At 66.9% G+C, this 12,587-nt stretch carries 12 protein-coding genes and 1 pseudogene; 6 read left to right on the top strand and 7 right to left on the bottom strand.

Annotated elements, in window-relative coordinates:
- Both AC2W7M_RS10250 and purE read right to left on the bottom strand, forming a co-directional pair.
- Positions 1–1,100, bottom strand: a 1,100-nt coding sequence (locus AC2W7M_RS10250) for a 5-(carboxyamino)imidazole ribonucleotide synthase (RefSeq protein WP_486132145.1), incomplete at its 3' end; no start/stop codon positions are given.
- A 3-nt stretch (positions 1,101–1,103) separates the two neighbouring features.
- Positions 1,104–1,586, bottom strand: a complete 483-nt coding sequence (gene purE, locus AC2W7M_RS10245; RefSeq protein ID WP_486132143.1) for a 5-(carboxyamino)imidazole ribonucleotide mutase — start codon at positions 1,584–1,586, stop codon at positions 1,104–1,106.
- 228 nt (positions 1,587–1,814) lie between these two features.
- On the opposite strand from purE, the gene AC2W7M_RS10240 reads away from it, so the two are divergent.
- A complete protein-coding gene (locus tag AC2W7M_RS10240) occupies positions 1,815–2,018 on the top strand; it encodes a hypothetical protein (RefSeq protein ID WP_486132141.1) in 204 nt (67 codons plus the stop codon).
- A 36-nt stretch (positions 2,019–2,054) separates the two neighbouring features.
- Positions 2,055–3,428, top strand: coding sequence for a hypothetical protein (locus tag AC2W7M_RS10235; RefSeq protein WP_486132139.1), 1,374 nt, complete (start codon positions 2,055–2,057; stop codon positions 3,426–3,428).
- On the opposite strand, the gene AC2W7M_RS10230 is transcribed toward AC2W7M_RS10235, so the two are convergent.
- The 4 genes from AC2W7M_RS10230 to AC2W7M_RS10215 form a co-directional block, all read right to left on the bottom strand.
- Positions 3,402–4,142, bottom strand: a complete 741-nt coding sequence (locus AC2W7M_RS10230) for a lipid A biosynthesis lauroyl acyltransferase (RefSeq protein WP_486132137.1) — start codon at positions 4,140–4,142, stop codon at positions 3,402–3,404. The two genes, AC2W7M_RS10235 and AC2W7M_RS10230, sit on opposite strands and share 27 nt — an antisense overlap.
- A 208-nt stretch (positions 4,143–4,350) precedes the next feature.
- Complete coding sequence (locus AC2W7M_RS10225) at positions 4,351–5,373, bottom strand: zinc-binding dehydrogenase (RefSeq protein WP_486132135.1); 1,023 nt, start codon at positions 5,371–5,373, stop codon at positions 4,351–4,353.
- Between the two features lie 185 nt (positions 5,374–5,558).
- Positions 5,559–6,842, bottom strand: a complete 1,284-nt coding sequence (locus tag AC2W7M_RS10220; RefSeq protein WP_486132133.1) for a beta-ketoacyl-ACP synthase — start codon at positions 6,840–6,842, stop codon at positions 5,559–5,561.
- 185 nt (positions 6,843–7,027) lie between these two features.
- On the bottom strand, positions 7,028–7,558 hold the full coding sequence (locus tag AC2W7M_RS10215) for an SH3 domain-containing protein (protein WP_486132131.1): 531 nt from the start codon (positions 7,556–7,558) through the stop codon (positions 7,028–7,030).
- Between the two features lie 159 nt (positions 7,559–7,717).
- Between AC2W7M_RS10215 and AC2W7M_RS10210 the strand changes: the two genes are divergently transcribed.
- Together AC2W7M_RS10210 and AC2W7M_RS10205 are read left to right on the top strand one after the other, a co-directional pair.
- Positions 7,718–8,719: a 2-hydroxyacid dehydrogenase gene (locus tag AC2W7M_RS10210; RefSeq protein WP_486132129.1), complete on the top strand. Its 1,002-nt coding sequence runs from the start codon at positions 7,718–7,720 to the stop codon at positions 8,717–8,719.
- 59 nt (positions 8,720–8,778) lie between these two features.
- On the top strand, positions 8,779–9,609 hold the full coding sequence (locus AC2W7M_RS10205) for a DUF2971 domain-containing protein (protein WP_486132128.1): 831 nt from the start codon (positions 8,779–8,781) through the stop codon (positions 9,607–9,609).
- A 658-nt stretch (positions 9,610–10,267) separates the two neighbouring features.
- Here AC2W7M_RS10205 and AC2W7M_RS10200 read toward each other — a convergent pair.
- A complete protein-coding gene (locus AC2W7M_RS10200; RefSeq protein ID WP_486132126.1) occupies positions 10,268–10,969 on the bottom strand; it encodes a DUF1013 domain-containing protein in 702 nt (233 codons plus the stop codon).
- A 313-nt stretch (positions 10,970–11,282) separates the two neighbouring features.
- Between AC2W7M_RS10200 and ispH the strand changes: the two are divergent.
- A pseudogene (gene ispH, locus AC2W7M_RS10195) lies at positions 11,283–12,243 on the top strand (4-hydroxy-3-methylbut-2-enyl diphosphate reductase).
- A 3-nt stretch (positions 12,244–12,246) separates the two neighbouring features.
- The coding region (locus AC2W7M_RS10190; protein WP_486132124.1) for a phosphotransferase at positions 12,247–12,587 on the top strand (341 nt) is incomplete at its 3' end.

Raw genomic sequence — 12,587 nt, 5'->3', positions numbered from 1 at the left:
GCGGGGTGCCCCCGCTCAGCAGCCTTCGCCTGCGCCCAAGCGGTTTCACGTGGCCCATCTTTGCGGCCGGCGCGCGCCCCGTCCTTGCCGTAGAGGTGCAGGCGCGCGCCCGGCTCGGCGAGGATCGTCTGCCAGGCGTGCACGTCCTCGCCGATCAGGTTCGTCATCTGCGTCGGGCCGCGCCGGGCCGGATCGCCGAGCGGCCAGCCGGCGATGGCGCGCACGTGCTGCTCGAACTGGCAGGTGGAGGCGCCGTCCTGCGTCCAGTGGCCGCTGTTGTGGACCCGCGGGGCGATCTCGTTCACCAGCACGCGCTCGGCGGCGCCGCGCCCCACCAGGAACAGCTCCACCGCGAACACGCCCACATAATCGAGCGCTCCCGAGATGGCGCAGGCGATGGCGCGCGCCGCCCGCTCGGTCTCATGGCTTACCCCGGCGGGGACGGTGGAGGTGTGCAGGATGTGCTCGCGGTGGACGTTGCGCGTCACGTCATAGGCGGCGAAGGCGTCGTCCGCGCGCCGCGCGGCGACGATGGAGACCTCCGCCTCGAACGGCACGAAGCCCTCCAGGATCGCCGGCTGGCGGCCAAGCGCGTGCCAGGCCGCGGTGAGATCCTCGCCAGGGCGGATGATGACCTGACCCTTGCCGTCATAGCCGAAGCGTCGCGTCTTGAGCACCGCCGGCAGACCGATCTCGGCCACCGCCGCCTCCAGCGAGGCGAGGTCGTCCACGGGCGCGAACGGGGCAGTCTCGATGCCGAGCGCACGCACGAAGCGCTTCTCGGCGAGCCGGTCCTGGGTGGTGGCGAGCGCCGTCGCGCCGGGTGCCAGCGGCTTGCGGGCGGCGAGGAATTCCGCGGTCGCCAGCGGCACGTTCTCGAACTCGTAGGTGACCACGTCCACCTGGCGCGCGAACGCCTCCAGCGCGGCGAAGTCGTCATAGGCGGCGCAGATGTGGCCGGCGCTGACCTGGAAGGCCGGGCTGTCCTTGTCCGGGCACAGGATGAAGCTCTTCAGCCCGAGCCGCGCGGCGGCGAGCGCGATCATGCGCCCCAATTGGCCGCCGCCAAGAATGCCGATGGTATCGCCCGGCGCCAGCATGGCTCAGACCGGCCGCTCCGCCACCTGCGCCGTGCGCGCGGCGCGGAAGTCCTTGAGCCGCTGGGCAAGACCGGCGTCGCCGAGGGCGAGCACGGCGGCGGCGAGCAGCGCCGCATTGGTGGCGCCGGCTCGGCCGATGGCAAGCGTGCCGACGGGGATGCCGGCTGGCATCTGGACGATGGAATAGAGGCTGTCGAGGCCGCTCATGGCCTTCGATTCCACCGGCACGCCGAACACCGGCAGGGTGGTGAGCGATGCGACCATGCCCGGCAGGTGGGCGGCGCCGCCGGCGCCGGCGATCACCACCTGGAAGCCCTCCGCCTCGGCGCCCTTGGCGAAGGCATACATGCGGTCCGGGGTGCGGTGGGCGGAGACGATGCGCACCTCGTGCGGGATCGCGAGCGCCGCCAGCGTCTCCGCTGCGTGGCGCATGGTGTCCCAATCGGACTGGCTGCCCATGATGACGGCCACACGCGGCGCGCTCATCCCTTCCGACCCCTCGGGAAAAAGGAAAGCGCGGCTTTATAGGAATGCGGCAGGCGGGGCAAGGGGCGGACGGCGCGCCGGGCGTTAAGACCGGTGGGCGCGTCGATCGAAACAGGCGGGGCGCGGGCACATTCTGAAATTGATTCAACAAATATTGCTATCTATGCGTGTGTCATCTAGCATCCCGCTCCAACGGGTGAAGACCACATGGGACGGGATGCTTCGACGATGACGCGCTGGCGGCTCCTCGGCCTGATGGTGATGGTCGCAGCCCTCGCCTCCTCGAGCGCGCGGGCGCAGGTGCCGCCGCACCAGCCCGGCACCATCTGCTTCACCCCCTATTTCTGGTGCTGGGCCCAGCCGCCCGGCCCCCCCGGCGCCTATTGCGGCTGTCCGGGACCCTATGGCTGGGTGCAGGGGATTTTAGGGTGAAGCGAGTCCGCTGATCATCGAGGATCGAGGGATGCCATGGGCAACGGCACGGATCAGCTGTTGGCGGATGCGGACCTCGTGCTGGAGGCGGCGTCCTGTCTCGGGCGTCTGGATCGGTCCCGCGATCTCGGCGAGCGGCTCGCCCGCGTGAGGGCGGCGGTGGATGCCGGCACCGCGCCGGACCCGAAGGCCATCGGTGACCTGCGCCTCGCCCTCAACGATGCGGTCGCCGGGCTCGCCCCGGTGACGCTTGGCGACCTGCGGACGGGCTGGCGGCCATTTCGCAGGACGCGCGGGCACCAGTTCCGGCTCACGGCGATCGCCGTGCTTTGCCTCCTCATCGTGTTCACGACGGCAAAGATCACCATCGAATACGAGCGCACCAGCACCCTGTTCGCCACCACCAAGGCGCTGCATGCCTCGCGGCCTGACGAACTGGCGGCGAAGCTCTATTTCCTGCTGAAGAAGAACGGCTTCGACGCGCTTACGGCACCCAGCAACGAGAAGCTCTACGATCAGTTGATCACCCAGGTCGCCGACCTGCGCCAGATCGGCAGGAGCATGGGCTCCTACAGCCAGGTGGAACAGCAGGTCGTGGACGGCGATCCGTTTTCGGTCGTGAAGAGCTTCAGGTCGGCGATCTCTGGCATTTTTGCGCCCGAGCAGAGTGGGGGCAGCGCCACTGTCAGCCCGCCGCTGGGGACGATGGCGATCGCCAACGCGTCGGCAGAAAGCGCCAGACTGCATTTCAACGAAGTTCAGCAGCGCTATCGCCCCGACCTGGCGGCCGGGCGAGGAGATATCGGCGCCTCCAGCCAGCCGGACACGGCGCAGCGTGGGAGGCCGCTCATCGAGGGCATCCCGGAAATCGAGCGGCTTTGCGCCTCCCAGGAAGAAAAGAAGCGGATTTCCTGCGCGATCGGCGACCATCTGACCGAAATCAGGCAGCTCATGGTGGCCCTCAATATCGGTCCGACCATCCTGAACGTGCAGGAATACACGGCCAAGATGATCTCCCAGAAGTCGACGATCGACCTCTACGGGCGATGGCTTCTGCCGGCGCTCTACGGAATGATCGGCTCCATGCTGTTCATCCTGCGGCGCTACCTGGACGCCGCGAGCCCGGATCCCTCGGTCCTGGATTTTCTCTATCGCATCACGCTCGGCGGCTTCGCCGGCATCATCGCCGCCTGGCTGTGGACGCCGGCCTCGACCGACCTCAACCTGCCCACCATCACCTCCGCCGGCGCGTTCGGCATCGCCTTCCTGGTGGGCTTCTCCACCGACGTGCTGTTCGGCGCGCTGGAGCGGCTGTCGAAGCTCGCCAGCGACGCCATGGGCAACCACCCGGCGGCGGCGCGGCGGCCTGAGCGGGGCGGCGCCTCACCGCCAGCGGCGGTGCAGCCATAGCCACTGGGCGGGGTGCTCGCGCACCCAGCCCTCGATCACGTCATTGATGGCCTGCATGGCGCCCTCGACGTCGACCTTGCCCTCGGCGTCGCGCGGCATCACCACCTCCTCGGTGAACTCCACGCGGAACCGCCCCTTGGGCAGGCGCACCACGCGCCAGCCATAGACCGGGCAGTCGAAGTGCCGCGCCAGCTTGGCTAGCGTCGGGTTGGTGGCGGTGGGGCGGCCGAAGAACTTCACCTTCGGCCCGCCGGTCCAGTACTGGTCCACCAGCATGCCGATATGCTGGCCCTGGCCCAGCCGGCGGATCAATTCGCGCGCCGCGTCGCGGTCGGTGCGGATGAGATCGGGCATGGTGCCCTTGCGCATCTCCTCGATCAGCTGCGCGGCCTTCTTGTTGTTCGGCTCGCGGTAGATCACCGCGTCGAGGATATCCATCTCGGCGCCGGCAATGGCGCACATCTCCCAGTTTCCGGTATGGGCGGAGAAGAACAGCGCCGTCCTGCCGTCGCGCACCTGGTTCGAGAAGTCGGTCTTGCCGATCTCGATGCGGCCCCTCTTGCCGGGATTGCCGGGGTCGTAGTCCCAGATGTGGTCGAGGTGCGCGAACTCGGCACACAGGCGGCCGAGATTGGCCCACACCTCGCGCACCAGCTTCTCGATCTCCTGCGGCGACTTCTCGGGGAAGGCGGCCTTGAGGTTGGCGCGCGCCACCTTGGTGAGCGGCCACAGGGGGACCGAACAGGCGCGCCCAGAAGGCCATGCCGGCGGAGGACACCTCCAGCGGCCATAGCCTGAGCCACCACAGCGAGCCGCGCACATAGCCGCCCAGAATGGCGCCGGTGACCGGCGCCATCCGCTTGATCGCGCGGTGCCGGAACTGCTTCCAGCGCTGCTTGAACCTGCTCAAGTCCATCCGCCTTCAGAACGCGACCAGGATCTTGCCGAACACGCGCCGGCTCTCCAGGCGCTCCAGGCCCTCGTTGAAGCGCTCGAGCGGCACCACGGTGTCGATCACCGGGCGGATGCCGCGGCCCATCTTCTCAAGGCCGTTGGAGACGTTGCGGATGGTGGCGCCGAACGAGCCGTAGATCTTGTACTGGCGCTGGAACAGCTGCATCAGGTTCATCTGCACGCTCACGCCGGAGGTGGAGCCGCAGGTCACGAGCCGCGCGCCCGGCCGCATGGAGAGCAGCGAGCCGTTCCAGGTCTCGGCGCCCACATGCTCGAACACCACGTCGACGCCGACCTTCTTGGTGATCTTGCGCACCTCGTGCTCGAAGCGGTCGCGCCGGTAGTTGATGACGTGGTCGGCGCCGAGCGCCAGCGCCTTGGCCCCCTTCTCGTCGTCGCCCACCGTGGTGATGACGGTGGCGCCCACGTCCTTCGCAAGCCGGATGGCGGCGGAGCCGATGCCCGAGCCGCCGGCATGCACCAGCACCGTCTCGCCGGCCTCGAGCCGGGCATTGTCGAACAGCATGTGCTCGACCGTGGAGAAGGTGATGCCGGCGCAGGCCGCGTCCTCGAACGGCACCCCCTGCGGCGCGGGAATCGCGAGGCGCTCCGGCAGGTTGATGAGGTCGCGGGCGAAGCCGTCGATGTGGAAGCCCAGCACGCCGCCCACATTCTCGCAGAGGTTGTCGCGGCCGGCGAGGCAGTGGCGGCAGTGGCCGCAGGTCATGGCGCCGTACATGGCGACCGTCTGGCCGACCTTCAGCCCGCGCACGTCGGCGCCCACCGCGACGATCTCGCCCGCGGCCTCCGCGCCCACCACGAGCGGCATCTTGCGCTTGGCGAACGCCATGCCGCGCCAGCCCCACACGTCGATATGGTTGAGCGCCAGCGCCTTCACCCGGATCTGCACCTCGCCGGCGCCGGGGGCGTCGGGCTCGGGCAGGTCGACGATTTCGAGCTTGCGGTCGGAGACGAGCTGGAGGGCGCGCATTCTTGTTCTCTGGTCGGTTCTTTTTCAGCGATGGACGGCGCAGGGCGCGCCGACCGGGTCCGTCGCCGGGACGGACCGGTCATATAGCCCGCGCCGGGGGAGAAGCGGAAGGCCACCACCTGCGGGAGAGGATCGCGTCCTCCCGCCCTTGATACGGCGCGGAGGCGGAGGCGGATGGGGCCGCCTCAGGCCGGCTCCGCCGCCAGCACCAGGCAGACGTTCTGCCCGCCGAAGCCGAACGAGTTGGAGATCGCGCGGCGCACGGTCGCATCACGGGCCACGTTCGGCACCACGTCGAGCGGGATCGCCGGATCCGGCAGGTGGTAGTTGATGGTCGGCGGGATGCGGCCGTTGGCGATGGTGAGCAGCGACACCGCCGCCTCGATCGCCCCCGCCGCGGTCAGCGTGTGGCCGATCATGGACTTGTTGGACGAGATCGGGATGCCGGCGAGCTTCTCCTCGCCGAACACGCCCTTCAGGCCGACATATTCCATCTTGTCGTTCTCGGGCGTCGAGGTGCCGTGGGCATTGATGTAGTCCACGTCGTCCGGCGTGATGCCGGCATCCGCCAGGGCGTTCTTCATGCAGCCGACGATGGGGCGGCCGTCCGGCGAGGAGCGGGTGCGGTGGAAATTGTCGGCCATCTCGCCGCAGCCCTCCAGCACGCCGAGGATGGTCGCGCCGCGCGCGACCGCATGGGCATAGCTCTCCAGCACCAGCGCCGCGGCGCCCTCGGCCATGACGAAGCCGTCGCGGTTCTTGGCGAACGGGCGCGCCGCCGCCTCGGGCTTGTCGTTGGCGGTGGTGAGCGCCGAGAGCAGCGAGAAGCGGATCAGCGCCTCGGGATGCACCGAGCCGTCGGTGCCGAGCGACAAGGCGACGTCGGTCTCGCCGCGCCGGATCGCCTCGACGCCGAGCTGGATCGCGGTGGCCCCCGACGCGCAGGCGGTGGAGAGGGAGATCGGCTGGCCGCGGGTGCCGAAGCGGTCGGCGAGCCGGTCGGCCACCGAGCCGAACATGAAGCGCTCGTGCCACGGGCGGAACTTGCCGGAGGCGGCGGAGCCGAGCAGATCCCGATAGGTCAGGGGGTATTTGCCCACCGCCTCGCCCAGCTCGCGGCGCTCGGGCCATTCCAGCTCCACCGGCGGAACGGCGGCGAACAGCGGGCCGGGGAAGTCGCCCTTGGCGCCGATGCCGGCCTCGGCGATGGCCTCCTCCACCGCCAGGGTGGCGAGCTTCTCGGACAGGTCCGGCGCCGGCACGCGGCCCTCGAACAGGAAGTCCACCGTGCCGGCGATGGTGGTGCGCATGCCCTCGATGGGGAAGCGGGTGATGGTGTGGATGCCCGACTCGCCCGCGGTCAGGCGACGCCAATTGTCGTCCTTGCCCCGGCCGAGCGAGGTGACGATGCCGATGCCGGTGACGACCACCACCGGCCGTCCATGCTTGTCCAGATGCGCCTGCGTCATGCCGCGGCTCCCATTGATGAGGCGCGCTTGCCCGAGGCGCCGAAGTCTCTTGCGTGACCACCGTCGCGCCCCCAGCGGGCGCCGCAGCCGGCGTCAGTCCGGCGGAAAATAAGCCGAAGCCGGCCCGCGGGTAAATGCGGCCCGGCCTTCGTTACTTTGCTACCGTCTTTGGCTTGACCGGCGGCCTACTCCATCTTCTCGTTGGGGTATACGCCGAAGAGCAGGGTCTGCGCCACATAGCCGTCGAAGCTGTCGCCGGAAATGCGGCAGAACTTGCCGTCGCAGGCCTTCACCACGCCGAGCACGCCGGGTTCCAGCTTCGCCACCACGGCGGCGTCAGGGCTCGGCCCGTTCCGCAGCGGCACCGTCTCGCCCTTTTGCCAGGGCGCGACCAAAGCGGTGCGGCGCATCGACAGCAGGGAATGATAGACCCATCCCTCGGCGCCGTCCGCGTCGCGGATGCGGCGCCAGGTCTCGAACTCGGCGGTCACCTCCACCGGCAGCCCGGCCCGGTGGAACACCCAGGCCACGTCGTGGTCCTTGTTCGGGCCGTTGCGCACGTTGACGGTGTCGGCCTTGAGCGAGGAGAAGCGCGGCACCGGCAGCCCCGAGGTTCCGTCCTGCGCGGCCTTCGCCGGCGCCAGGGCGCAAAGCCCCGTGACGAAGAGCGCGCTCACCAGGAAGCTCTTCATGCAATGACGGATCGGTAAAGGCATGATGGCATCGTCCTTTCGCATCGCGGGAGGGGTGCGCCTTGGAGGTGCGCCGCGCGGGCGCGCGCGTCAAGGGCTGCGGCTCCCACGCGCCTTGTGTTTCGCCGCCTGTCTGATAGACGGGACCACAAGGGTTAAGAAATGGGGAATGGGGAAGTGCCCATGGTGCGTCGCAAGCCGCTGGTGGTCGTCACGCGCAAGCTGCCGGAAACGGTGGAGACGCGCATGCGCGAGCTGTTCGACGTGCGCCTCAACGAGGACGACACGCCGATGGAGCATGCCGCCCTGGTGGAGGCGGTGAAGACCGCCGATGTGCTGGTTCCCACCGTGACCGACCGCATCGACACCTCGGTTCTCTCCCATGCGGGGGAGAACCTGCGGCTGATCGCCTCCTTCTCCAACGGCGTCGACCACATCGACGTGGCGAGCGCGCTCACCCGCGGCATCACCGTCACCAACACGCCCGGCGTCCTCACCGAGGACACCGCCGACATGACCATGGCGCTGATCCTCGCGGTGCCGCGCCGGCTCGCCGAGGGCGCGCAGGTGATGATCTCCGAGAAGGAGGAATGGCCCGGCTGGTCGCCCACGTGGATGCTCGGCCGCCGCATCTGGGGCAAGCGCCTCGGCATCATCGGCATGGGCCGCATCGGCCAGGCGGTGGCGCGGCGCGCCAAGTCCTTCGGCCTGCAGATCCACTACCACAACCGCCGCCGCCTGCCGGTGGCGATCGAGGAGATGCTGGACGCCACCTACTGGGAGAGCCTCGACCAGATGCTGGCGCGCATGGACATCATCTCCGTGAACTGCCCGCACACCCCGGCGACCTACCATCTGCTCTCCGCGCGCCGCCTCAAGCTGCTGAAGCCGCACGCTTACGTGGTGAACACGGCGCGCGGCGAGGTGATCGACGAGAACGCCCTCACCCGCCTCATCGAGGCCGGGGAGATCGCCGGCGCCGGCCTCGACGTGTTCGAGCACGAGCCGGCGGTGAACCCGAAGCTCATCCGCCTCGCCCGCCAGGGCAAGGTGGTGCTGCTGCCGCATCTCGGCTCCGCCACCCTCGAAGGCCGCGTGGACATGGGCGAGAAGGTGATCGTCAACATCAAGACCTTCATGGACGGCCACCGGCCGCCCGACCGCGTGCTGCCGGCGATGCTGTGAGGGGCTGACGGCCGCGATTGGTTTTGCGTACGCCTTTGCTAGGACGATGGAGCTAAAGGATGACAGACACCTCGCGTTTTGAGCAGGTGATTCAGATTCTTTGCCCAGATCACGTCTCTGCCCGAAGAAAGATAAAATCTCAAAATACTCGATTCGCTCATTACACAAGCGCGTCTGTTGCTATGAGCATTTTGAAGAATCCTTACATCTGGATGCGCAATGCAATTACCATGAATGATTTTATGGAAATTCAGCATGGAAAAGACTGCCTATTATCTGCATATACATCAGAGGAATGCGGCGGGAAGCTGAAACAGATATTAAATAAAATTGATTCGAAAATCATTCAGAAATTAGAAGATCAACTAGATGGATGGATTCCACATATTGAACGCGATACATATTTAATATCTATATCCGAACACTTAGATAGCGAAGATCAGTATGGCCGATTATCGATGTGGAGAGCATACGGTCAAGGAACAGGAGTTGCATTGATACTTAACAACACACCGTTTATGCCAGATACTGATAAGCTTGGCGCATTTTCTGCCCCGGTTAGATATTTAACAAAGAAAATCTATTATGATAACATGGTAAAGATGATTTCTTCGATTGAAGATAATATTGATCTTATCCGCTCAATTGATAAAGATCATTTGTCGAACATTTTATTCAAGATTTTTATAAATGATATTTTATGTTTAAAACATCCTGGATTTTCTGAAGAACGCGAATGGCGGATATATTACTCTCCGAACATGTATAAATCTAGTGCAATAAATGATGAAATAGTTTCAATAAATGGCGTCCCTCAGAAAATATACAAATTCCACTTATTCACGATCCAGAAAAGGACTTTTTTGGTGCTGACCCAAAAATCTTATTGAAAGAATTATCATTGGACCATCTGAATATCCATTAACTATGCATCAGGCATTTAGTACGCTAATGCGCCAAATCGGTATCGATGACCCAGAATCAAGAATATTTGTTTCTGATATTCCGCTCAGAACATAAACACCTGAGGCCGCCTTCTTATGCCCCGAAAGATCGGTGATGCGCACCGTCTCTCCGGCCAGCGGGCTTCCTGGTCCCAGGCGTAGCTCAGCGTCTCGAAGCGCATCGAGCGGGCGTCGATCATCAAAAGGCGGCCCACCAGAGCCTCCCCGAGCCCGACGATGGCGCGGATCGCCTCCAGCGCGGCACTGAAGCCGGCGATGCCGGCCAGCGCTCGGGCACACGCTCGCCTCGGCGCCGAGCGCCCGCCGGGGACCGGTGCAGCGACGGGCCAGCGGCCCCGGACCGAGGCGGATTGCCCGCACGGTCGTGATGCCGCGAGACAGGGCCGGCCCTGACGGCGTTGCCCGGACCGGCACCAAGCTGCGCGCCACGAACGGCAAAGAATGCCTCCCGCAGGGGCTTCGGACAATCCTGTCGTTCAGGCACCGGGCTGGCCGGGGGAGAAACGTCACAGACCGCGCGCGTGCGTCATCGCACGCCGGAAACCCGGCCCCGCGGCCGCAATGTGCGGCGCGGCGGGCAGCCTCACTCCTCGTCGTCGTCCTCGCCCTTCCTGGAGCCGCCGAGCTTGGCGAACACGGTCTCCAGGTCGAGCGATTCGCGCCCCTTGCCGCGCGGCTCCTCGGCCTCCTCGTGGGCGGTGGTGACGTCGGCGGGCAGCAGGGTCGCGCCGCGCTCCTCGGCGGGAGCGGCGGGGCGGTCCTTGGCGGCCTTCTGGACCTCCATGTCGAGGTCGATCTGGCTGCATAGGCCGAGCGTCACCGGGTCCATCGGCTGGAGCTGCGCCGAATTCCAGTGGGTGCGCTCCTTGATGGACTGGATCGTCGCCTTGGTGGTGCCCACCAGGCGGATGATCTGCGCGTCCTTCAGCTCGGCGTGGTTGCGCAGCAACCAGAGGATGGCGTTGGGCCGGTCGTGGCGACGCGAGACCGGGGTGTAGCGCGGGCCGCGGCGCTTCTTCTGCTCCGGCAGGCGCACCTTCGACTCCAGCAGCTTCAGCCGGCGGTTCGGGTCCTTCTCGGCGAGCGCGATCTCCTCGCGCGAGAGCTGGCCGGTGGAGATGGGGTCGAGCCCCTTGATGCCCTGGGCCACCTCGCCGTCGGCGATGCCCTTCACCTCCAGCGGGTGAAGCTTGCAGAAATCGCCGATCTGCTCGAAGGAGAGCGCCGTGTTGTCCACCAGCCAGACGGCGGTGGCCTTGGGCATCAGCGGAACGTTGGTCGACATGGCGGCCTCGGATGTCTTTGCGCTCGGCGCGGTGTTCGGGTTCGTGCTGCGCGGGCTCGGGATACGGGGGCTCTGCGGCACGCCCTCCCCTGGGGCGGACCACGGCACCAATCGCGATGTCCGGGATGCCCACAACATAGGCGGACGGCGCGCCAGTTGCAATTCCCCACCGGGCCGCCCGGCGCGCGCAGCGTTCACGAACGGTAAAATGGCCCGGCCGCGCCGCCTGCGCGCTTGACACGCCGCGCGGGAGCATCCCATCTCCGGTGCGTTGCGCGGGCTGTTCCGGCCCCCGCCACCGACGGAACCTGAGATGGACGCCAAGCCGCCCCTCCGCATCCTCCTGTGCGCCCCGCGCGGCTTCTGCGCCGGCGTCGTGCGCGCCATCGACGCGGTGGAGCAGGCGCTGAAGCTGTACGGCGCGCCGGTCTATGTGCGGCACGAGATCGTCCACAACAAATACGTGGTCGAGGGCCTGAAGAAGAAGGGCGCGGTGTTCGTCGAGGAGCTCAGCGAGGTGCCGGATACGAAGGCGCCGGTGATCTTCTCCGCCCACGGCGTACCGAAGTCGGTGCCGGCCGAGGCGGCGGACCGCAACTTCTTCGCCATCGACGCCACCTGCCCGCTCGTGACCAAGGTGCACCGGGAAGCGCAGGTGCATTTCAAGCGTGGCCGGCACATTTTGCTCATCGGCCATCGCGGCCATCCCGAGGTGGTGGGCACCATGGGCCAGCTGCCCGAGGGCGCCATCACTTTGGTGGAGACCGCCGACGACGCCCGCGCCATCGCCCCCGCGGACCCGCAGAACCTCGCTTACGCCACCCAGACCACGCTCGCCATCGACGACACGGCGGAGATCGTCGCCATCCTGCGCGAGCGCTTCCCGCCATGGCCGAGCCGCACAAGGAAGACATCTGCTACGCCACCACCAACCGCCAGGAGGCGGTGAAAAAGGTGGCGCCCAAGGTGGATGCCATGATCGTGGTGGCGCGCCCAATTCCTCCAACTCCCAGCGCCTGCGCGAGGCAGCCGAGCGCGCGGGCTGCGCCCGCTCGGCGCTGGTGCAGCGCGCGAGCGACATCGACTGGTCGGTGTTCGGCGCCATCACGAGCCTCGGCATCACCGCCGGCGCCTCGGCGCCGGAAGTGCTGGTGGAGGAGATCATCGACGCCTTCGCCGAGCGCTTCGCGGTGGACGTGGAAAGCGTGACCTCGGCGCAGGAGGACATGTTCTTCCCCCTGCCTCGCGCTTTGCGCCCCAGCGCCGCGGAGTAGGCCGTGGCGGTCTATACCGACGTCTCGGCGGCGCAGATCGCCGAGCTGCTGAGCCTCTACGACATCGGCACGCTCACCTCGTTCCACGGCATCGCCGAGGGGGTGGAGAACTCGAACTTCCTGGTCCAGACCACGGCCGGGACCTACATCCTCACGCTCTACGAGAAGCGCGTGGCGCGCGAGGACCTGCCGTTCTTCCTCGGCCTGATGCAGCACCTCGCCAAGCGCGGGCTGTCCTGCCCGCTGCCGGTGGCGGCGCGCTCGGGGGCGATGCTGGGCGAACTGGCGGGCGCCGCCGCCATCGTCACCTTCCTGCCCGGCGTCTCGGTGCGCCGGCCCACGGC

This window comes from Xanthobacter sp. BG11Y11_SDJG (genome assembly GCF_057364445.1).
This window is presented reverse-complemented; position numbering and strand designations above follow the sequence as displayed.